Source organism: Rectinema subterraneum (assembly GCA_009768935.1).
Classification (GTDB): Bacteria; Spirochaetota; Spirochaetia; order Treponematales; family Rectinemataceae; genus Rectinema; species Rectinema subterraneum.
On the sequence record WESA01000013.1, the window covers coordinates 1 to 20914 of the forward strand.

19 protein-coding genes are annotated in these 20914 nt (G+C 54.0%); 13 read left to right on the forward strand and 6 right to left on the reverse strand.

Annotated features, from left to right (window positions below):
• A partial coding sequence (locus tag GAP13_RS05025) for a hypothetical protein (RefSeq protein ID WP_158906830.1) occupies nt 1–244 on the reverse strand: 244 nt, incomplete at its 3' end.
• Between the two features lie 92 nt (nt 245–336).
• Here GAP13_RS05025 and GAP13_RS05030 point away from each other — a divergent pair.
• The 4 genes from GAP13_RS05030 to GAP13_RS05045 all read left to right on the forward strand — a co-directional run bounded on the left by GAP13_RS05030 (nt 337) and on the right by GAP13_RS05045 (nt 4807).
• Nucleotides 337–1221, forward strand: a complete 885-nt coding sequence (locus GAP13_RS05030; RefSeq protein WP_158906832.1) for a sulfide/dihydroorotate dehydrogenase-like FAD/NAD-binding protein — start codon at nt 337–339, stop codon at nt 1219–1221.
• Nucleotides 1218–2696 carry an NADPH-dependent glutamate synthase gene (gene gltA / locus GAP13_RS05035; protein WP_158906835.1) on the forward strand — a complete coding sequence of 493 codons (1479 nt, stop codon included), beginning with the start codon at nt 1218–1220 and terminating at the stop codon, nt 2694–2696. Before GAP13_RS05030 ends, gltA begins: the two co-directional genes overlap by 4 nt.
• A gap of 69 nt (nt 2697–2765) precedes the next feature.
• Nucleotides 2766–3419: a tetratricopeptide repeat protein gene (locus tag GAP13_RS05040; protein ID WP_158906837.1), complete on the forward strand. Its 654-nt coding sequence runs from the start codon at nt 2766–2768 to the stop codon at nt 3417–3419.
• The gene (locus GAP13_RS05045; protein WP_158906839.1) at nt 3416–4807 is read left to right on the forward strand and encodes an amidohydrolase; all 1392 of its coding nucleotides are present in this window, start codon (nt 3416–3418) and stop codon (nt 4805–4807) included. Before GAP13_RS05040 ends, GAP13_RS05045 begins: the two co-directional genes overlap by 4 nt.
• Here GAP13_RS05045 and GAP13_RS05050 read toward each other — a convergent pair.
• The 5 genes from GAP13_RS05050 to GAP13_RS05070 all read right to left on the reverse strand — a co-directional run bounded on the left by GAP13_RS05050 (nt 4804) and on the right by GAP13_RS05070 (nt 10971).
• The gene (locus GAP13_RS05050) at nt 4804–6192 is read right to left on the reverse strand and encodes an amidohydrolase (protein ID WP_158906840.1); all 1389 of its coding nucleotides are present in this window, start codon (nt 6190–6192) and stop codon (nt 4804–4806) included. The genes GAP13_RS05045 and GAP13_RS05050 overlap by 4 nt on opposite strands.
• Entirely contained in the window at nt 6182–7156 is a 975-nt protein-coding gene (locus GAP13_RS05055) for an ABC transporter permease (protein WP_158906842.1), read from the reverse strand. The genes GAP13_RS05050 and GAP13_RS05055 overlap by 11 nt, the downstream gene beginning before the upstream one ends.
• Nucleotides 7153–8241, reverse strand: a complete 1089-nt coding sequence (locus GAP13_RS05060; protein WP_158906844.1) for an ABC transporter permease — start codon at nt 8239–8241, stop codon at nt 7153–7155. Before GAP13_RS05060 ends, GAP13_RS05055 begins: the two co-directional genes overlap by 4 nt.
• A complete protein-coding gene (locus tag GAP13_RS05065) occupies nt 8234–9793 on the reverse strand; it encodes an ABC transporter ATP-binding protein (protein WP_158906846.1) in 1560 nt (519 codons plus the stop codon). Before GAP13_RS05065 ends, GAP13_RS05060 begins: the two co-directional genes overlap by 8 nt.
• Before the next feature lie 98 nt (nt 9794–9891).
• Entirely contained in the window at nt 9892–10971 is a 1080-nt protein-coding gene (locus tag GAP13_RS05070) for a BMP family ABC transporter substrate-binding protein (protein ID WP_158906848.1), read from the reverse strand.
• Nucleotides 10972–11091: 120 nt separating this feature from the next.
• Here GAP13_RS05070 and GAP13_RS05075 point away from each other — a divergent pair, with 120 nt between their 5' ends.
• From GAP13_RS05075 to deoD, 9 genes are all read left to right on the forward strand, one after another.
• Nucleotides 11092–12468, forward strand: a complete 1377-nt coding sequence (locus GAP13_RS05075) for a M20/M25/M40 family metallo-hydrolase (protein WP_158906850.1) — start codon at nt 11092–11094, stop codon at nt 12466–12468.
• A gap of 2 nt (nt 12469–12470) precedes the next feature.
• On the forward strand, nt 12471–13082 hold the full coding sequence (locus tag GAP13_RS05080; RefSeq protein ID WP_158906852.1) for an HAD family hydrolase: 612 nt from the start codon (nt 12471–12473) through the stop codon (nt 13080–13082).
• Between the two features lie 118 nt (nt 13083–13200).
• Nucleotides 13201–14175, forward strand: coding sequence for an extracellular solute-binding protein (locus GAP13_RS05085; protein ID WP_158906854.1), 975 nt, complete (start codon nt 13201–13203; stop codon nt 14173–14175).
• Nucleotides 14176–14321: 146 nt separating this feature from the next.
• Nucleotides 14322–15422 carry an ABC transporter ATP-binding protein gene (locus GAP13_RS05090; RefSeq protein ID WP_158906856.1) on the forward strand — a complete coding sequence of 367 codons (1101 nt, stop codon included), beginning with the start codon at nt 14322–14324 and terminating at the stop codon, nt 15420–15422.
• Nucleotides 15419–17158 carry an ABC transporter permease gene (locus GAP13_RS05095; protein WP_158906858.1) on the forward strand — a complete coding sequence of 580 codons (1740 nt, stop codon included), beginning with the start codon at nt 15419–15421 and terminating at the stop codon, nt 17156–17158. Before GAP13_RS05090 ends, GAP13_RS05095 begins: the two co-directional genes overlap by 4 nt.
• Before the next feature lie 122 nt (nt 17159–17280).
• Nucleotides 17281–18033 carry a histidine phosphatase family protein gene (locus tag GAP13_RS05100; RefSeq protein WP_158906860.1) on the forward strand — a complete coding sequence of 251 codons (753 nt, stop codon included), beginning with the start codon at nt 17281–17283 and terminating at the stop codon, nt 18031–18033.
• Between the two features lie 101 nt (nt 18034–18134).
• Entirely contained in the window at nt 18135–18854 is a 720-nt protein-coding gene (locus GAP13_RS05105; protein ID WP_158906862.1) for a L,D-transpeptidase, read from the forward strand.
• A 280-nt stretch (nt 18855–19134) separates the two neighbouring features.
• Nucleotides 19135–20043 (forward strand): hypothetical protein, encoded by a 909-nt coding sequence (locus tag GAP13_RS05110; RefSeq protein ID WP_158906864.1) that lies wholly within the window; start codon nt 19135–19137, stop codon nt 20041–20043.
• A gap of 165 nt (nt 20044–20208) precedes the next feature.
• Nucleotides 20209–20913, forward strand: coding sequence for a purine-nucleoside phosphorylase (gene deoD, locus GAP13_RS05115; protein ID WP_158906866.1), 705 nt, complete (start codon nt 20209–20211; stop codon nt 20911–20913).
• The last annotated feature ends 1 nt before the right edge of the window (nt 20914 follow it).

The following is a 20914-nucleotide window of genomic DNA, read 5'->3' on the forward strand; positions in this document are numbered from 1 at the left end:
TTTGTGGTATATTTCGTGGCCCATCAAGGTAATAAATAAACTGGCCAAAGTACCCCTGCGCGCGCTCGACTGGATAGTGCTCGACCACATGATCAAAGAGGCTTTTCTGATAACTCAGGATGACTGCATCTGGAGCCGGACGGTGCGAAAGCGGCTTGCCGATTCGCTCAAGATAGGCCAGAAAATCTGTTGGATTGAAAAGCGGTTTTGAAGAAAATTTGCCTGCAAAATGGGGAATACTCATTATATTGTTATGGTATCATAGGCGAGCGGAATTGTCCCGCTACGCATGGACAAAATTCGCAAGTGCTGTTTACAATGAGGCGGGAGTCATTCATGCATGGAACACACCGAATTGTATCGAAGACACAATTATCGGAAGAGGTATTCCGAATCGAAGTGGAAGCGCCTCTTGTCGCCCGCGAGCGGAAGGCCGGGCAATTCGTTATCGTTATGTATGATGAAGAATATTCAGAGCGAATTCCACTTACCATTGCCGATGCGGATCCTGTCCGCGGCACAGTAACTCTTATTTTTCAGACTGTCGGTGCGAGCACGCACAAGCTTGCGTTGAAAAATCCTGGTGATGAAATTGTGCTTCTCGGCCCCTTGGGGAACCCCACGCATATCGAGCGCTTTGGCTGGGCAGTCTGTGTCGGGGGCGGCATCGGGCTTGCGCCCTTGTATCCCATTGCAAAAGCCATGAAGGAAGCGGGCAACAGAGTCACCGTAATATCCGGCGCGCGCACCAAGGACCTGCTCATCATGCAGAAGGAGCTTGTAGCGATAGCTGATGAGCACATCGTCGTGACCGACGATGGCTCGTTCGGACGCAAAGCGCTTGTCACCGAGCCCCTGAAAGAACTCTGCATGCAATCTCCCCCACCGGACATTGTGGTGACGATCGGCCCGCCTATTATGATGAAATTCTGCGCGGAAACGACGCGCCCGTTTGGCGTAAAGACGCTTGCTTCGCTCAACACTATCATGCTCGATGGAACGGGCATGTGCGGCGGCTGCCGTGTGGCGATCGGAGATCAGACGAAGTTCGTGTGCGTGGATGGCCCCGAATTCGATGCGCACCTTGTCGACTGGAATGGCATGATGATGCGGCTTGGCACCTACAAGGAAATCGAAAAAGAAGCGCACGATCGCTGCCACCTCGAAATGCAGATTGCAAAGCTCGAGGCGCATGCTGCCGACAAGGAGTCCGCAAAATGAGCCACAAGGAAGACTTCACCATGGACAATGCAGAATTGGAACTTGCAAAACTCCGCGCCGCTCCCATAACGCCAAAAATCAGGCTCCAGATTCCTCCGCAGGACATGCCGGCCCAGGACCCGGCTGCGCGGCGCAGCAATATGGAAGAGGTTGCCCTCGGCTACACACCAGCCCAGGCCATGCTCGAAGCCGAGCGCTGTCTGCAGTGCAAGAATGCTCCCTGTATTTCAGGCTGCCCCGTGCGCATCGATATCCCGGGCTTTATCGGAAAAATTAAGGAAGGCGATTTTTTGGGCGCCTCTAAGATTATAAAGAAAACAAATCTTTTGCCTTCGATTTGCGGCCGCGTCTGTCCGCAGGAAACGCAGTGCCAGGCTCCCTGTACAGTTGGGAAAGCGCTCGGCGGCGTTGAAAAAGCGGTGCAGATTGGTAGGCTCGAACGGTTCGTTGCCGATTACGAGCGTGCCCAGGGTGCAATGGAAATGCCGCACGTTGCGCCTCCTACTGGCCGAAAAGTCGCGATTGTCGGTGCAGGCCCCGCAGGTCTCACCTGCGCGGTCGATGTACGGCGCGAAGGCCACGAAGTCACTATTTTTGAAGCCTTCCACAAGCCGGGCGGTGTCATGGTCTACGGCATCCCAGAATTCAGGCTTCCGAAAGTGCTTGTGCAGTCTGAGGCCGAAGTGCTCGAATGCATGGGTGTGGATTTCGAACTCAATTTTCTTGTTGGCAGGACAAGGCCATTGCGCGCGCTCATGAGCGAAGATGGGTACGACGCGGTTTTTATCGGTACTGGCGCTGGACTGCCGAAATTCATGAATATTCCGGGCGAGAACTATGTTGGCGTTTTCAGTGCAAACGAATATCTGACCCGAGCGAATCTTCTCAAAGCCTATATGCGCGGCATGGCAGGAACGCCGATCTATCCGTCCCGCCGTGTTGCGGTGCTCGGGGGCGGGAATGTGGCAATGGACTCGGCTCGCATGGCCCTCAGGCTCGGGGCTGAAGAAGTGCGTGTGCTCTATCGCCGCACCCGCGAGGAAATGCCAGCTCGGGCCGAAGAAGTTGCGCATGCCATGGAAGAAGGCATTATTTTCGATTTTCTAAAGAGCCCGACACGCGTGCTCGGCGATGACCGTGGCAGGGTAGCAGCCCTCGAAGTGCTCTCCTATGAGCTGGGCGAACCCGATGAATCAGGCCGCCGCCGCCCCGTGCCCATTCGCGGCAGCGAGCAGATCATTCCTTTCGATACTGTTATTGTAGCAATCGGCAATGAATCCAATCCGCTCATATCGCACACGACGCCCGAACTCCAGGTAGACAAGCATGGGCATATTCTCGTCGATGAAAAACAGAAAACAAGCATCGAGCGCGTCTATGCGGGTGGCGATATTGTATTGGGAGCAGCGACAGTCATTCTCGCAATGGGTGAGGGCAGACGGGCAGCGCAGGCTATAAACGAGATTTTGCAGTAAAAACACAAGGAGGCTGGCAGGGTGTCACGGGGCAGGCTGATTCCCCTTCGGTTTTTTTCTCTTTTTTTAATGCTGAGCAGTATTGTGGGGGGAGTCGGGCAATTGTGGGCAGAAGATACCTACAACGCCGCGCTTTCCTTGTTCTGGGAAGGGCGCCGCCTCGAGATGGCCGAAACCCGCCAGGCCGAGAGCCAGCAAGCATTCCAGCGCTCGCTTGCCATGACCGAGCGCCTTCTTGCGACCGACGCTGCCAACCCCGATTTGCAGACACTCAAGACATGGAACCTTTTCCGCCTCCGCCGATATGTCGACACTGTCGTATATGCCCAGTCGGTGCTCAATTCCCGCCAGGACTACCGCATACTCGAAACCATGGCAGAAGCGCTCTATTTTCTTGGCAAGAATGATGAAGCGCTTTCCGCATTCAGCCGGTATTTCACGCTTTCGCCGGAAAACGACGACCGCCGTTCGAGCGCCTATTATTATGTGGGCGAAATATATTTCAGGATAAAGAAATACGAGCATGCAGACATTGCATTTTCCACTGCGGTTGCGCTCGAAAAAAATATGTACTACTGGTGGTATCGGCTCGGCATTGTAAAAGAAGTATTGGGGCAGTACCGCCGAGCATACGAAGCGTTCAACACATCGCTCTCGCTCAAATCGAATTTCAAACCCGCTCTCGATGCAAAGGAGCGGGTAAAGGCTAAATCGTCGCTATGACCAAAAATATATCTGAAAATAGAGCCTGCAGCGCAGACCTTGCCGTCTTTGTTGCCAGAAATGCAGAAGTCTATGACAGCATTGCGCGCGACATCTGGGAGCATCCCGAGGTTTCGCATGAAGAAGCGCGTTCTTCTGCTGTGTATCGTGAGCGTCTTGCAGCCCGCGGCTTCCGTGTGCAGGAATTTCCGGAAATGCCATATTCGTTCTGTGCCGAATGGGGGGAGAGCGGGCCGGTTATTGCATTCATGGGTGAATACGATGCGCTGCCAGGCATGTCCCAGGCTTGCGCAACCGAACGGCAGCCTGTGGTAGCAGGCGCGCCAGGGCATGCGTGCGGGCATAACCTCCTTGGAATGGGGTCTCTGGTCGCTGCGGAAGGGCTGGTGTTTTTGCTTTCGCAGACAGGAATGCGCGCACGTGTGCGGTTCTATGGCTGCCCAGCAGAGGAATCGCTCGGGCGCATTCCGCTGGTTAAAGCCGGCCGCTTCAATGATGTCGATGCTGCAATGACGTGGCATCCTGCTGATGTCAATACGCCGCATCGCTATCGGACAAGCGCGAATCTTTCTTTTGTTGTTTCTTTCCAAGGCAAAGCGAGCCACGCGGGCATGGCGCCTCATGCGGGCCGCTCAGCTCTCGATGCTGTCCAGTTATTCAATCTTTCGATTGAATTCATGCGCGAGCATGTGCCGCCAGGGACGCTTTTTCACTATGTCATAAGCGATGGCGGAGCAAAGCCCAATATTGTGCCTGAACACGCGTCGGTGCACCTGTATGTGAGGGCTCCTGATGCGCAGAGCGTGCACGAGGTGATGAAACGCGTCCGAAAAGCCATCCACGGCGCCGAACTCATGACCGAAACAAAAGCAAGCATCGAAATCAAAGCGGGCAAATGCGATTTTATTCCCAATACGCCAATTCAGGATACGATTCTTGAAGCGATGACAGCCATTCCACTGCCCGAGCCGACGCCCGAAGAAATCGAATTTGCCCGCGAACTCCAGAAAAAGGTTGCACCTGCTGATAGGCAGGCGACACTTGCGCCCATCGGGGCGCCTTTGAGCCTCCTGAAGCAGCCTTTGCACCTCGAAGTCGGGGATTTTGGCGAAGGCAAGCGCATCGGTGGCTCACTCGATACGGGCGATGTCTCGTATGTTGTGCCCACGGGGCAGATGAATGCGGCGACGTGGCCGCTTGGGGTGGGGGCGCACACCTGGCAGTCCTGTGCGGCATCGGGAAGCGCGTGGGCGATGAAAGCAGCGCGCTATGCAGGGGCTAGCCTTGCCTATGCGGGTTTTTTGCTAGTGAGCAAGCCCGAGCGCTTGGCGCGGGCTAAGGATGAGCACCGGAGCGTGCCGACGTATCGGTCGACGATGGATTATTAAGTGCCTGCCGTGTGGTGCGGGTGCATGGGTGCAGGCTGAAGCGCGCGGATTGTCGCGGCGGATTGCCGCGCATGATACAAAAGCCGCTCCTTGAGTTCGCGCTCGTCGGCAAACTGCAGCTTTCCATCCCTGAGAACAAACCTGCCGTCCACAAGCACATCGCGCACATTATGCGCCTGCAGCGCATACACCGCAGTCGCATACCAGTCGTGCACCGGCAGCACATTGAAGTCATCGAGCGCCACAACCTGGATATCCGCGCGCTTGCCTTCCTCCAGCGAGCCGATATCTGCGGAAAGGCCAAGCACATGCGCGCCTCCCATGGTCGCTGCATAGAGCGCTGTCCTGGCCGGCACAATGTCGCGCCTGTGCTCGCGCACTTTCTGCAGTTTTGGGTACATCGAAGTGATTGTCTGCATGTCCATGGTGTTGCCGGAAAGAGGCCCGTCAGTACCAAGCCCAACAGATACCCCAGCTTCGCTTAGCCTCCATGCCGGGCAAATCGGCCGGCCGGATTTTGCATTGGAGACAGGGCAGTGCGCAACCGAAATGCCGCGCTTCGCGGCAAGCGCAATATCCTCTTCATCGAGGTAGAGCATGTGGACTGCGATGAGCCTCGGCGACAATATGCCTGTCGTGTCGAGATAGCGCAGCACCGAGCCGTGCGTCGCCGAAAAGCGCGCATGTTCAGAATCCATCTCCGCTACGTGCATCATGACAGGGATATCGAGCTTTTCCGCGAGGGCGGCGATTTCCGCCAAGTGGGACGCGTCGACCGTGTAGGGCGCGTGCGGCGCAAGGCACGGCCGAATGCGCGGATGTCCCTTCCAGTCTTTGGCAAGGTGCTCCGCGCGCTCGATGCCGCCGTATGGCCTGTCTGCATCAGGGGCGGGAAAATCGACAACCGTCTCGCCTGCGAGCGCGCGTACTCCTGCGGCATCTGCCGCACGCGCCACTTCCTCTTCGAAATAGTACATGTCTGCAAAACACGTCGTTCCTGAACGCACCATCTCGGCGATCGTGAACATCGCTGCATCGTACACAAGTTTCGACCTGACCATTGCATTTTCGAGCGGAAAAATGAACCGCGTAAGCCTGTCGGGCGCATCTTCCATCGCGCCGCGGAACGGGCTCATGGAAATGTGGGTATGTGCATTGACATAGCCAGGCATGATGAGGGTTCCGCTCACATCCAAAGTTTCACGCGCGGGCCACTGTTCGGCTTCGGCGAGGTGACCTACAGCCACAATGCGGCTGTCCTTGATCGCCACGAAGCCGGGGTCGAATATGCGCCACTTGGCATCGAGCGTAAGGACGGCGCCCCCGCGAATGCAGAGGTCAGGCAAGAGGACCGGCCGCCTGTCGAGCGGATTTTCAGGCTGCATCGGCTTTTTCCTTTTGCATCGCCGTACCCGCGAAGAGCTTGCGCTTGCGCTCAGCTTCCCTTCTGTCGCGCACAAACGTCACAACCACAAAGCCAAGAATGGTCACTGCGTAGGGCAGCGCCTGGATGAGCTCAGGCATAAGCCCAATATTCTGCAAATACGTCGCCATGGCGTCCGTAAGGCCAAAGAGCATCGCCGCAAAGATCGAGCCCACTGCTGTGCCGCCCGCCACCACCTGCGCTGCATTGGCGACATAGCCTCGCCCGGCCGCAATTCCCGACGTGAAATTCGATGTATAGCCCATCGACAGAAAACATCCCGCAAATCCGGCGAGGATGCCCGATATGATGAGCGTAAAAAATTTGATGCGCACCGGATTGATTCCCGCCGCGCGTGCTGCTTCTACATTCTCCCCGGTCGCGCGGATTCGCCGTCCGATCGCGAAACGCCGTAGAATAAGGTCGATCACCACCACCGAAACCGCCGCGATATACACCACGATATTCTGCCCGGACACTACTTTTCCAATCCACGGGATGTCCTTTACGACAGGAATTGAAAGAGAAGGCAGCACCTTGCTGGCGAGTGACGATGAAATCCCTTTGTCGCCGGTAAGCGAGAACAGCACGAACACGGTTCCGCCCGTCGCCACGAGATTGAGCGCTACACCGCTGAGCACCGGATTTGCATGGAGTTTGAGCGCGAACAATCCAAGCACGAGCGCCACCAGCACCGAAGCCCCTATTCCAGCCAAGAGCCCGATCCATACATTCTGCGTCGCTGCGCTCACAATGACGCCTGTCAGCGCAGCCCAGAGCATCGAACCTTCGAGTGCCATATTCATGATTCCCGCTTGCGCCGTTATCACAGCCCCAAGGGTTACAAGCAGAATCGGCGCTGTCGAGCGCAGCACAATGAACCAGTAATTTGCGGAAGTGACCACGCCGGCAATAAAGTGGATCATCTGCTTTCCCTCCGGCTGTTTTTGAGCAACTGTTTCCTGAGCTGGCGCTCTCTGAAGTAATTCACGATGCGATCGGAAGCAAGAATGAGGATGATAAGCCCCTGCAAAAGCGTGATGAACTCGAACGCCACATCGCCGCGGCGCGACATAAAGTCAGCTCCCACGCGCAGATACGCAAAAAAGAGCGCCGAAAGCGGCACAAATTTCGGATTCCTTCGTGCGAGCATCGCGACAATCACTCCGTCCCAGGCGTACGATGGATTCATCTGCCAGATGAACGCCCGGTACAGCCCCGACATCTCCACCGCGCCGCCAACGCCACCCAGAAAGCCCGAAATGAAATGCGCATAGAGAATGACACTGGTTACGGGAATCCCCGCATACATGGCAAAGCGCGGATTTGCGCCAGTCAGCCTGATTTCATAGCCCCACCTCGTGCGATACAGGAAAATCGAGACAAGCACGACAAATCCAGCGGCAATCAGAAACCCCACATGAAGCTGTGTATTCGCCACGAGGCGCGGCAAGAGAAATGTTTTCTTAAAGGGGAGTGAAGAGAGAATCGTCTGGCTCCGGTCCCGCAGGTAATACAGAATGACAAAGCTGCCAAGGAAATAGAATACATAGTTCAGCATGAGCGAGGAAACAAGTTCATTTGCCCGCCACCGTATCTTGAGAATTGCGGGCAAAAGCCCGATAAGCCCCCCGACAATTCCTGCCGCGATCATCGCAACCGCTGGATGGACCCCTGATGGCAGCGAAATGAGGGTTCCAAGTGCTGTCGCAACGACTGCGCCGGTATAGAAGCTCGCATCGACAATGAGGCTCATGTAGCGTAACTGGTACACAATGCAAAGCGCCAGCCCCGTAAAGGTGATTGGCACCATGACAATAAGAAGGTAGTAGAAATTGTACGAGCGCAAAAATGGCGCGAGCAGGAAGTTGCGCACAGACTGCACAGGGTTTTTGCTCACGATAAAAATGAGCACAATCCCGGCCAGCAGCGAAAAAAGCCCGGCAAACAGAGTCACCAGCGCCGGCGCAAGCGATTCTCTGTCGGTAAAAAAGCGTTTTATGCTATTCATGGAGTACCTTCCTGAGTTCTTCATCGCTCTGGCGCTTGATGCCCAGCATGTAAAGGCCGAGCTCTTTGTCGGTGACCGCTGCGGCATCGGGGAAGTAGGCGACAATTTCGCCCTCATGCATGACAATGAGTGAGTCTGACAGTGCCATCACTTCCTGCAGATCTGACGAAACAAGCAGAATGGCCTTTCCGGCGCTGCGCATTTCCATGATTTTTGTGTGAATATATTCGATCGCGCCGATATCGACGCCGCGCGTTGGCTCGGAAATAACAAGAATCGAAGCATTTGCCGTGAATTCGCGTGCGACGACCACTTTCTGCATATTGCCTCCGGAAAGGCTCGCGACAGGCTGATTCGCTGAATTACATCGGATATCGTATTCGTGCACGAGCCTGCCGGCATAGGCGGCCATTTCGCGACTGCGGAGAAAGCCAGCCCTTGTGGAAAATTGCCTATTACGGTAGCGGTCGGCAAGGAGGTTTTGTTCGATGCTGGCTGGTAAGGCGGTGCCAACCGTCATTCTGTCTTCGGCGATATGCGCAATGCCGCAGCGCCGAACAAAGCCAGCCGAGCGATTGGTAACCTCGGTCGAATAGGCGAACACTTTGCCCGAAAGCGCCTTTTCGTTGCCGGTGATAATTTCGACCAGCTCCGTCTGGCCATTTCCGTCGACGCCGACAACGCCGAGTATTTCATTGCGCCGCAAAGTGAACGAAACATGCTTGAGCTTCGGAATTGCGAAATCATCGACATAGGAGAGCTCGCGCACCCTGAGCGCTGGTTCTCCTGGCGCCATCGGTGGACGCGCGATTTCAAAACGAACCTCGCGCCCGACCATTTCGTTGGAGATTTGGTGTACATCTACATCAGCGACATTATGCGTGGCGATCATTCTGCCATCGCGCATGACGGTGACGCGGTCGCAAAGGTTGAAAATTTCCTTGAGCTTGTGGCTGATGAAGATAATGGTCTTGCCCTGTTGTTTCAGCGTTTTGAGCTCGACAAAGAGTTCTTCGGTTTCTTGCGGAGTTAGCACGGCAGTCGGCTCGTCGAGGATGAGAATGCGCGCGCCGCGATAGAGAGCCTTCAGTATTTCGAGTTTCTGGCGCATCGAGACCGAAAGGTCGGCAACGCGCGCCTTTGCAAAAACAGGAAGGTTGTAGTGTTTTGACAGCTCTTCGGTTATGCTGACAGCGGCCGCAAGATCGAAGGTTCGGGTACGTTTTCGCTTTGGCTCCTTGCCAAGTACGAGGTTTTCGGCCGCGGTAAGAGATGGCACGAGCATGAAATGCTGATGTACCATGCCGATACCGGCCTTGATTGCATCGAATTCGGAAGCAAGCGAAACAGGCTTTTCATCGATGAGAATACTGCCTTGGGACGGCTGCTCCTCGCCATACAGCATTTTCATGAGAGTCGTCTTGCCGGCGCCGTTCTCGCCGACAAGACCATGGATTTCGCCTTCCATCACGGCAAAATCAACCGATTTATTGGCGAATGTGCCGTTGGGATAGATTTTTGAAAGCTTTTCTGTCCGGACTATGTAGTTCACTGTTGGCTCCGGTGTGCGAATAAATCTAAGCCCAGCCGCCCGGAAGGGGGCAGCCAGGCATTCATATCACTGTGAAAAAGCCGTCGCAGGCAAATGGCTTATTTCGCTGCGTTGACAGAATCCCTCATTTTGTTGATCTCATCGGCAGTCATGGAGAAAGCGGACGGGATGCTCACTTTGCCCGCTTTTATGTCAGCCTGGAGTTTTTCGAGCTCTGTCTTGATCGAAGCAGGCATGGCCTTGTTGAAGGGCGCGTACGCGATGACGCCTTCCGCAGCGCCGACATAGACTTTTTTGCCACCAAGTTTTTCACCATTCATGAATTTTTCGAAGGCCTGGAAAAGGGTGAGATCGACGCGCTTCATGGTCGATGTGAGAATGAGGTCAGCCTTTTTAGGCTCATTGCCGAAAAGGCTCGCCTGGTCAGTATCGACACCGATTGCATACTTTCCGGTTTCGACTGCGGCATCGAAGACACCGAGGCCTGCTCGCCCCGCTGCATGATACACGATATCGGCATTGTAGGACTTGTACTGCACGAGCGCCTGATCCTTGGCCTTGGCGGTGTCGGTAAACGAGTTTACATAGTTGTAAATGATCTTGATCGATGGATTCATCTTCTGGGCACCCGCAATGTACCCAACGAAGAAGTCATTGATACCGGTGATATCGCGACCGCCCACAAACCCGATGACATTGTCTGCATTGATTTTCGGATCGGCTGTGTACTTGGTCATGAGCCCTGCGAGTGCTCCTGCAAGGTAACCGGCTTCGGAATTCTTGTATTGAATCGAATAGACATTCCCGATGTCCTCTTTGATCCAGCCGTCGTACATGACATAGAGAGTCTTGGGATAGCGCGCGGCGACTTCCTGGACCGCTGAGTTGAAATTGTTCGAGCAAAAGACGACGTCATAACCTTCTGCCCCCGCGTCTTCCAGGGCTGGAGCGAACTTGGCGACGTCGGTGCCGAGCTCGGTATACTTTACAGTTGCATTGGCGCCGTATTTTTGCTTGATCATATCAAGCGCTCCGCGCGCTGAATCATTGAATCCCTTATCTCCCAGAGAGCCTGAGATTAAAAGGAAAACATTTGCCTTTTTCTGGGTTTGTGCGGTGGAGGGGAAGAGAAAAATTGCTGCAATCAAGAGCAAAACTACCACTTTCAGTTTTTTCATATGCGCTCCTTTTCGAGGTCGATATGCAGAAATGTATATTTCTGCAGTAATGATTGTAAAAAGAACCACTAAATTGGCCTGCGGTCAAGGGGGAATGTAGTGCTTCCAACCTTGTGCCGAATGAATTGCTTCGGCGCGGCGAAGTATATTGCATGGACCAAAGGCGCGGGGTATGGTGATGTCATGAATATTTCCGAACTGAAAACAGCTGTCGATGCAGAAATTCTTTCGCAAAGGGAAGAAACAATAAAACTGGCTTTCCGGCTCGCGTCGATTCCTGAGGCGGGATTCGAAGAATTCGAGACAATGAAGGAGCTTGAACGCCAGCTTGCTGCGTGTGGCGTAAAAGCTGAGGTAGGGCTGGCGCGCACTGGAATCCGTGCAACAATCGGTCCTGCTGGTGCTCCCAACCTTGTGCTGCTTGCGGATATGGATGCACTTCCAACGCGGGGCGCTCCGAACGACATTATGCACTCCTGCGGTCACCATGCGCAAATGTCCATCATGCTGGCAGTTTTTTCCGCGCTGCATGCTCTGGGTATTCCAGAAAAATTAGGCTTTCGTCTTTCTTTAGTCGGCGCGCCAGCAGAGGAATATACGCATCTGGATGAGCGCAAGGCGCTGCGCGTAAAAGGCGAAATCCGCTATCTAAGCGGCAAGCAGGAGCTCATACGCCTCGGAGTCTTCGATGATGCGGCATGTGTCATCAAATATCATTCGATGGCCGACAGCCCGGAGCGCATGGCCACTGTCAATGGGACGCTGAATGGTTTTGTGGCTAAACAGGCGCTCTTTGTCGGCAAGGCGGCTCATTCGGGAGCAGCGCCCGACCAGGGCGTGAATGCGCTCAATGCCGCGGTGATTGCCCTTATGGCCATTCACAGCCAGCGCGAGACATTCCGCGACAGCGACCATATCCGCGTCCACCCCATACTGAAAGAAGGCGGCACAACCGTGAATACCGTGCCAGACCGGGCACGCATCGAAACCTACATCCGCGGCGCTAGTATCGAGGCGATCCAGAATGCCGCCCGCAAAGTCGATAGAGCCCTCGGCGCAGGAGCCATGGCGGTTGGCGCCTCTGTGACGGTGAGCACGACGCCAGGATATCAGCCCTTCCGTCCATCGGATGCACTCGGTGTGCGACTGGCAGCGTCCGCTGCGCGTTTTTTGCCCGAGACAGCAATTGATTTGCATGATTATTCCTATGCTTCCGATGATATCGGCGATGTAGCATGTCTCGTGCCAGCATGTCAGCTTGGATTTTCCGGCTTTTCGGGAACGATTCACAGCGCTGACTTCAAGGCTTCTGATCCGGAGCGTGCGTATATTCTCCCTGGGCGCATTCTCGCGGACCTCGTGCTCGATCTTGGCGCCGATGGCGGTCGCAAAGCTCAGGAAATCCGGTCTGCATTCAAGCCAACTCTCGACAAAGCAGCATACCTCGCCTATCTTGATAGCTGTTTTGAAGAAAAAACCTATTCTTTCAAGGACTGACCATGTTCAAAGCAGTAATTTTTGACTTTGGCAATGTACTGTGCGGCATCGACAGAGAGAGTTTTGTCCGCAAGGCGGCTCAATATACATCAAAGATGAGTGCCGATGAGCTTCTCCGGGCGCTGTGGGGCACCCAGCTCGAGTTCGAATTCGAGACGGGCCGCTTCGATTCCCATGAATATTTCAGACGGGTGCAGGAGATGGCTGGCCTCGGTCCATCGTATTCATATGAAGAATTCGTAGAGGATTACAAGCGCATCATCATTCCCAATCCCGACGGCGAAAAAGGCCTGGAAACGGCCGCGAAGCTCGGCATGCGCACTTTCGTGCTCTCGAATACTTCGTTCTTGCATGCGTCGGTGATTTTCGACAATGAAATTCTCGGCACATATCCCGAACTCTACATTCTGTCCTACAAGGTGGGCGCCATGAAGCCCGATCCTAGAATTTGGCTGAAGCTCCTCGAATATGCCAGACTCGATCCTGCGGATTGCCTCTATATCGATGACATCGAACAATACTGCCAGGCCGCCCGCTCTCTCGGCATGAGTGCGTTTTGTTACGATTTTTGCATACATAATCTCTCACAGGTTCTGAACAATATGCTACAATAGAGAATGTAAGCATATTCAAGAAGGTGAGCGGTTTCCGGGGGCCGGGTCGGGATGTGCGCAGGGCAATCCTTTCGTTCCCCCGACCGGAATTCCTGCGATCGCTGCCACAGGAGGTTGTATGAAAAAATTTGCTGTAGTGGCTCTGTGCCTGCTCATCGCGGTATCCGCGTGGGCAGCGGGCGGCAAAGTGGTCGTCTATACTGCGCATGAAGAGACGATCATCAATGCGCTCGTCCCGATGTTCGAAAAAGAAACGGGCATCAAGGTCGAGTATGTCAAAATGGGTTCGGGCGATGTGATCAAACGAGCCAAAGCGGAAGCGGCAAGGCCCCAGGCCGATGTCATCTGGAGTATCGGCGGCGAGCAGCTCGAGGCAGAAAACCAGATTCTCGCTCCCTATACTCCCAAGGAATGGGACAAGATCAACCCGGTATACAAAGTCGGCACCAACTGGCTGCCCTATACCGGCATCATGAACGTGTTCATCGTGAACACCAAAATGCTCACGCCGGACAAGTATCCTAAGAGCTGGACTGACCTCATGGATGCCCGCTTCAAAAAGAACATTTCCTCAGCGCGCGCCGACAAGTCGGGCTCTTCGTATATGCAGCTGTGCAATGTACTTTCGATCTATGGCGATAAGGGCTGGGATATCTACAAGGGCATCATGAAGAACATGGTGATCTCGGCATCATCAGGCGCAGTTCCCAAATTCGTCAATGATGGCGAGCAGGCGGTCGGCATTACCCTCGAAGACAATGCATTCAGGTATTTTGCCGGCGGTGGTCCAGTCGCGATTGTCTATCCGACCGATGGCACGGTAGCCGCTCCTGACGGCATTGCGCTTCTGAAAGGCGCTCCCAACCTCGAAAATGCGAAGATATTCATCGACTGGTGCCTGTCCAAACCAGTTCAGGAATATTTGGTCGATGCAATGGCGCGCCGCCCTGTGCGCATTGACACCAAGGACCCCAAGGGTCTTGTCCCCCTCTCGCAGGTTAAGACCATCCCCTACGATTTCGGCTGGGCTGCCAAGAACAAAGACGCATTTGTAAAGAAGTTTGTCGATATCGCGATGGAGCTCGGGCTCTAGCACAAGGTTGGGAGCACTAGTCCCAGGATGCACAAAAGCCGCCGGCAACCAAAGCTGGCGGCCTTTTTTGATTCATTTCCGGAGGCATTGCTCTACCAGCTGCTGTTTTGTAGAATTTCAACATTCTTCTATCGCGAGGGAACAGCATGGCTTCAATACAGATCATTGATCTCGAAAAGCACTTCGGAGAGGTGAAGGCTCTTTCCGGCATCAATCTTGAGATCGACAAAGGCGAATTTTTTACACTGCTCGGCCCGTCCGGCTGCGGGAAGACGACGCTTTTGCGGACGATCGCCGGTTTCTATCATCAGGATAAGGGCGATATCTACATCGATGGAGAGCTCATCAATAATGTGCCTGCGTATCAGCGCAATACCGGCATGGTGTTCCAGAACTACGCAGTGTTCCCGCACATGACTGTGTTCGACAATGTGGCGTACGGTCTGCGCGTGCGAAAATTGCCGAAAGATGAAATCTCACGTAAAGTTTCGGCTGCGCTCAAAAGCGTCCACCTCGAAGGCTACGAACAGCGCACCCCCGAAAAGCTCTCCGGCGGTCAGCAGCAGCGCGTCGGCCTCGCCCGCGCCATGGCAATCGAGCCGCGCGTCCTCCTTTTTGACGAGCCGCTCTCCAACCTCGACGCCAAGCTCCGTATCGAAATGCGCGAAGAAATCCGCGCCGTGCAGAAGGCTCTTGGCATTACATCAATCTATGTCACCCACGATCAGGAAGAAGCCCTCGTGATTTCCGACCGTATCGCGGTGATGAATCAGGGGGTTATTCAGCAGATAGGCAAGCCCTGGGAAATCTATACCAATCCTCAGAACATGTTTGTCGCCTATTTTGTCGGCAAAATCAACATGCTCACCATGCACCTCGAAGAAGGGGCCGAGGGTAACCTGCGTCGCGCGAGACTTGGCCGCCTTTCGCTTTTGATTCCTGCTGAAGGAACAAAAGACTTGCAGGAAGTTGTTGTCGCATTCCGCCCGGAGGATATGGTCGAAGCTGAAGCCGCGGGCCGAAAGAACGAAATCACAGGCCTTATGAAGACCGTAAGCTTCATGGGCTCGGTTGCCCGATTCGAGCTCGATGTGGAAGGTCAGCTCATCACCGTGGATCGGCACAGGCCACGGGAAGCGGATATGCCTCAGAAAGGGGCGCCGGTCGCGTTTGCAGTGCCAGTAGAATCCATTCTTCTTTTTGATCCGAAGTCAGGTCTGCGTATCGGCAAAGGAGCACAGCAATGAGCCAGGCTGCAGAAACCAGGAGGGGGACAGCGACAGCTCCCGGAAACTCGGGCTTGCCGGCAGGCCGGTCCAGCCTGCAGCATCCGGGCCGCCGCGCAGACTTCTGGACATTGGTCATTTTTGCTGGGTTTGCGATTGTTGTTGTGTTTCTTATTTATCCCTTGTTTGACATTTTCCGCTACAGTTTTCTGGACAAAACGACCAAAGCCTTTTCCATGTCGAACTGGAAAGAGTTTTTTTCCAAAATGTACTATTTGCGCGCATTCTGGCACTCGATAGTCATTGCGCTTCTGACAACTTTTTTCTCGATTGTGCTGGGGATTCCGCTCGCGTTTTTCACGACTCGGTACCGGATTCGCGGGACGAATCTTCTCACAACGCTCTCGGTGCTGGCTCTGCTCTCGCCGACCTTCATTGGCGCATACTCGTGGATCACCATGCTGGGCAGAAATGGTTTTTTGAGGCTTATGTTCCAGTCGATCGGCATCAATCTGCCGCCAATCTACGGGCCGCTTGGCATCGTACTCGCCGATACGCTCCAGTATTATCCTTTTATATCGCTCATGACGGCGGGCGCGCTCATGACCATCGACCGGTCGCTCGAAGAAGCGTCAGAGAACCTCGGCGCGCGCTCGGTCCGGACATTTTTTGATATCACTTTGCCGATGATCATTCCCTCGGTCACCGGAGGCGCGCTCATTGTGTTCATGATGTCGCTGTCGAATTTCGGTACCCCTATGATTATTGGCGGTAATTATCTTGTTTTGCCGACGCTGGCTTATAACCTCTATACAAGCGAAATCAGCGAAACACCGGGCATGGCGTCGACAGTGTCCATCATTCTCATGCTCTGCGCTTCGGTGGTGATTGTGCTTCAGCAGTGGATGTCTTCGCGGCGCAAATACGCGAGCATGCTGGTGAATAGGCCGATCGTCAAGCAGCTCAAGGGCATAAAGTCCGTGGTGGCGCATTTTGTGTGTTATCTTATTGTGTTTTTGTCGACGCTGCCGCTCGCGGTCATCGTGTATTACAGCTTTAGAAAGACATCGGGGCCGGTGTTCAAGTCCGGTTTTGGCCTTGATAGCTACCGTCAGATTTTTTTCGATGTGCCAAAAACTGTTATGAACAGCTTTTTGTATTCGCTTATCGCGGTGCTGCTCATTGCGTCAGTGGGCACTTTGCTCGGATTTGTCATTGCACGGAAACGAAATGCGGCAGTCCGCGCGCTGGACCCGCTCCTCATGATTCCCTACATGGTGCCGGGGACAGTGCTGGGCATTGGATTCATTGTTGCATTCAACAGGCCGCCGATTATTCTGGCCGGAACCGCGACGATTATTATTCTGACTTACTTTATCCGGCGCTTGCCGTATTCGGTCCGCTCCGCGGCTTCGATTCTCAAACAGATAGATCCTGCGCTCGAGGAAGCGGGCATCAATCTCGGCTCGCCTCCGGGAAGAACCTTCCGAACGATTACGCTGCCGCTTATGCAGGGTGGAATTATTTCCGGCGCAATAATGAGTTGGGTTACATCGATGAATGAGCTGTCGGCATCGATTCTTCTGTACGTCGGCAAGACAATGACGATGCCAATAAAGATTTATCTGTCGGTGGCCGACGGGTATTTCGGAACCGCGAGCGCGATGTCGACAATCCTGCTCGTGGTGACGGGTGTGGCTATGTTCATTGTGAACAAGTACTTCAACAGGGGCAGCGAGACGTTTATCGCGGCGTAGGGCGCGGGGTCGCGCGGGGCAGCGTGCGAGTTGCAAAGTTGCTATCTTCGCCAGCGCAAGAGCCAAAACGACGTGCGCGCCATATTGTCCCGCCGCCCAAAATTTTCTATAGTGCAGGGACTATGTATCCCCGATTTGAATCGAAATTTTCGCTGAGCGATGAAGAAACCACCGCCTTGCAGCGATTGCAGGCAGATGGCGAATTCTTTTCCGTGCTTGACCATAGCATGAGCGTGTTTATTCTCCGCCATGGCCAGAGTGAGGGCAATGCACGGAATACCTATCAGGGGCGCCTCGATTTTCCGCTTTCCGCGCAGGGGGAAAAGCAAGCGAGGGCAGCGGGCGAGTGGCTTTCCCAATTCAAGCCGGAAATAATGCTTGCAAGCCCGATGCAGCGGGCGCGGCGGTCGGCAGAAATTGTTGGGGAGGCTGCAGGTATCTCGGCAATCGAGTTCGCGGACATGCTCATCGAGCTGGATACGGGTATTTTTTCAGGGGTAGATCCAGATACGGCGGCACGAAAGTACCCCGAAATATGGAATGAATTTCTCGCAAGAAGCTGGGATGCAGTTCCCGGTGCGGAATCTTCCTCGATGCTCTATGCGCGCGCCCTGTGCGTATGGCAGAAAATTCTCGAGCTGGGACAGCAGGGCACCTCCCGCATTGTGTGTATGACACATGGAGGCCTTGTGCAGTGGCTTCTCAAGTCGACAATGGGCGTACATAGCTGGCTGCCCTTGCTCCCGATGTCGAATTGCGGCATATCCGAATATGAAATAGAAATGGTTAAAAAGGGCAATCCAGCCTTCGTGCAATGGACAGCGATCAATTTCCATCCTCCCGCGGCGCCGGAAGGTCCGAAGCCCGTTTTCTGAGAATGTGCGCGCTGTCCGCCGCAAAAATCTGCCTTCAAAAATTTTTCAAATTCTGAATCATTTTTCTCGTTCTGTGCGTCTATGCAGTGAGGAGGTGCTGTATGCGCATAAGAACTGCAATTGCTGTCGCTGTGTGTTTGCTCTTGGGAGCAGCCATGCAGCCGTTCGCATTCGAAAGTGGGTGCGAACCGTCTGACCCCGCGTTTTGGGCAGGCATTCATGGGATACCTCTCGACCAGGATGAATGTGCCGCAATCGTGGGAGGTGATGTGCGTATGTCGCTGAATCCGGATCGAACCAAACTCATCGTAAATGTAATCGACAACGAGTATGAGGCAAGGCTGGGTCGCATTCCGCCCAAGCAAGTGCTGGAACTGGATGTGCACAATCGGATTGTAAATACGACGAATGCGCCTTTTATGCCCGCAACCAGGGATGGCCGTGAGCTTGCGGCAGCAGTGTCAACGACGACCAAGCCGTCGCCTTTCCCGGAGGGCTACTGGACCATCACTGCGATTAAGCCGCGCGATGACAAGTATGGGCCATATTTTATTTCTACTAATGCAATTGGGAGAGTAGAAGTCTATGAGAACGACGGTGCGGGAGGCCAGATTCCGATCGGAATATTCAAGGACCTTGGCTATGCGCTTCATGCGAACACAAATCCATTCAATGTATCGAAATCATATGGCTGCCTTGTGCTGAGGCAGGATGATGTCGCGACGCTGGCGAGAATTCTAGAGGCGGATAAGCAGGAAAACCCGAAAGCTGTGCAGAAGATTCTTGTGCCGCCATCGCGAGCGCGCATGAGGGATTGGTGAACCATGAAAAAAAGAAAGAGATTCGTGAAAAAAAGATTCGTGAAATGGAATAGAAGGCCCCAAGGCCTGAAGAAAGTTAAAGAGGTCTGAGGAAGATTAAAAAACCGCTCCCTTTCTGCGCGAGGGGCTTTAGGCGGACAAGGGGGCGGGTTTTCTATGGCAATTTTCTATAGCTTGATGAAGAGTTTGATGAGAGTTTTATGAATCAATAAGCGAAAATATCATCTGCGCCTTTCAAGGGCCAGTGATATAATTTATATTGTAATCAAGGAGGCGTTGTATGAAAAAGAATTATTTCTTTTTCCTCTTTATGGCCGGCATTGTTGTGCTCTTCATGCTCGCATCCTGCAAACAGGCCAAAGTGACTGAAAAGCCGCTCCAGACTGTGCCGCAGCAAGCTGCTTCTCAGCCCAAAACTTCTGAGTCAGGGGCGCCGCATCCCGAGGCAGCAACCAAAATGCCTGCCATCGAGCGCAAGAACGAAAGTATTTTGCTTGTGTACAAGCATACAGGATTTGGTTATGTGGAATCATATGGATTTGATACATATGTATTTCGCCTCCTTGCAGACCCTTCCGGGCAGATATCGGGCGGGATTGTGTATCAGCGCACCAGCGACGGTGAGGTTGAAGCAATTCACTACAATGTAACTCGCTCCAGCGACGAAATAACGCTTGCTGCTTCAGGGGCTGACAAGAAGTCGTGGTCAGCAACGCTCAAGCTGAAAGACAGCAGCATCGATGTATCAGGGCAGCAGAAGTTATCGGCAAAGCTGGACAAGGCGCTCGTTTTCGCTTCGACTGATGGAAATTATTCCGAAAGCTATTCGATTGACCAAGCAGCGCCAGAAATGCCTTCTGAGATCAAGAAGGGTGACTCAACTCTCGAAAAAGGCAAATGGACCTTCCCCGAAAACAACAAGGCTATGTATGTCCAGACCAAACCGGATGATACAGAAAACACAGAAGGGTTCCAGGTTTCTTTATGGCGCGAAGATAACGGTGATCTGCGATTCCGGACAGAAGGCCCCACTCCAATCAATGAAGTCTATGCCAGTGGGCTTTCTGCCGTGCTGGCAGGTGACCACGCGCTTTCAAATGCAGTGCTGCTGGATCTGATGCTCGGAGAATCGAGATACCTCCGGCCGGTCTACGCGTTCGCAATTTCGCGCCGCGGCGCCGGGAAATGAGCGAGGGATGAGTTGGCGGGCGCGAATTCGGCAGCGCCAGCAAGTGAAGCTGGCTCAGCAAGTGAGCTGGCTCGGCACCTGCCGCCATCCATGCCGAGGGATTGCCATTTTCCGGATTCCTGTGATTGAATGACTGCATATTGCAAGACCGAAAGGACAAAAACAATGAGCATACACATCGCTGCACAAAAAGGCCAAATCGCTGACAAGATCCTTCTGCCGGGCGATCCGCTCCGCGCGAAATTCATCGCAGAGAACTACTTTGAGAATCCGATATGTTTCAATCAAGTCCGCAACATGCTCGGGTTTACGGGAACTTACAAAGGCCAGCTTGTTTCTGTCATGGGTACTGGCATGGGCATGCCAAGCCTGTCGATCTATGTAAACGAACTTATCCGGGAATATGGCGTCAGGCGGCTTATTCGCGTCGGCACGTGCGGGAGCATGCGCGAGGATGTGAAAGTTCGCGATATCGTGCTCGCAATGAGCGCCAGCACGGATTCAGCAGTCAATCAGGTGCGTTTCAGGGGTATGGACTATGCGCCGACGGCTTCTTTTACGCTTTTGAAAGCGGCCTGGGATGCCGCCACCGCCCGCGCGCTGCGAGTATTCGCCGGTCCGGTGCTCAGCTCCGACATGTTCTACACAGAAGATCCCGAGCAGTGGAAACTATGGGCCAAATTCGGCGTCCTAGCTGTCGAAATGGAGACAGCCGAACTCTATACCCTTGCTGCTAAGTATGGATGCGATGCGCTTTCGGTGCTCACCATTTCCGATCACCTTGTTACAGGAGAAGCCACAAATGCACAAGAGCGCCAGCTTTCCTTCCGATCGATGATGGAAGTCGCGCTCGTTGCGATTCTAGCCTGAT

Bases quoted from the DNA above. Each gene is read 5' to 3' on its own strand.
- GAP13_RS05080 (WP_158906852.1), top strand. From the start codon at position 12,471: ATGTTCAAAGCAGTAATTTTTGACTTTGGCAATGTACTGTGCGGCATC.
- GAP13_RS05055 (WP_158906842.1), bottom strand. From the start codon at position 7,156: ATGATCCACTTTATTGCCGGCGTGGTCACTTCCGCAAATTACTGGTTC.
- GAP13_RS05070 (WP_158906848.1), bottom strand. From the start codon at position 10,971: ATGAAAAAACTGAAAGTGGTAGTTTTGCTCTTGATTGCAGCAATTTTT.
- GAP13_RS05105 (WP_158906862.1), top strand. From the start codon at position 18,135: ATGCGCATAAGAACTGCAATTGCTGTCGCTGTGTGTTTGCTCTTGGGA.
- GAP13_RS05050 (WP_158906840.1), bottom strand. From the start codon at position 6,192: ATGCAGCCTGAAAATCCGCTCGACAGGCGGCCGGTCCTCTTGCCTGAC.
- GAP13_RS05085 (WP_158906854.1), top strand. From the start codon at position 13,201: ATGAAAAAATTTGCTGTAGTGGCTCTGTGCCTGCTCATCGCGGTATCC.
- gltA (WP_158906835.1), top strand. From the start codon at position 1,218: ATGAGCCACAAGGAAGACTTCACCATGGACAATGCAGAATTGGAACTT.
- GAP13_RS05100 (WP_158906860.1), top strand. From the start codon at position 17,281: ATGTATCCCCGATTTGAATCGAAATTTTCGCTGAGCGATGAAGAAACC.
- GAP13_RS05090 (WP_158906856.1), top strand. From the start codon at position 14,322: ATGGCTTCAATACAGATCATTGATCTCGAAAAGCACTTCGGAGAGGTG.
- GAP13_RS05040 (WP_158906837.1), top strand. From the start codon at position 2,766: ATGCTGAGCAGTATTGTGGGGGGAGTCGGGCAATTGTGGGCAGAAGAT.
- deoD (WP_158906866.1), top strand. From the start codon at position 20,209: ATGAGCATACACATCGCTGCACAAAAAGGCCAAATCGCTGACAAGATC.
- GAP13_RS05110 (WP_158906864.1), top strand. From the start codon at position 19,135: ATGAAAAAGAATTATTTCTTTTTCCTCTTTATGGCCGGCATTGTTGTG.
- GAP13_RS05060 (WP_158906844.1), bottom strand. From the start codon at position 8,241: ATGAATAGCATAAAACGCTTTTTTACCGACAGAGAATCGCTTGCGCCG.
- GAP13_RS05075 (WP_158906850.1), top strand. From the start codon at position 11,092: ATGAATTGCTTCGGCGCGGCGAAGTATATTGCATGGACCAAAGGCGCG.
- GAP13_RS05045 (WP_158906839.1), top strand. From the start codon at position 3,416: ATGACCAAAAATATATCTGAAAATAGAGCCTGCAGCGCAGACCTTGCC.
- GAP13_RS05030 (WP_158906832.1), top strand. From the start codon at position 337: ATGCATGGAACACACCGAATTGTATCGAAGACACAATTATCGGAAGAG.
- GAP13_RS05095 (WP_158906858.1), top strand. From the start codon at position 15,419: ATGAGCCAGGCTGCAGAAACCAGGAGGGGGACAGCGACAGCTCCCGGA.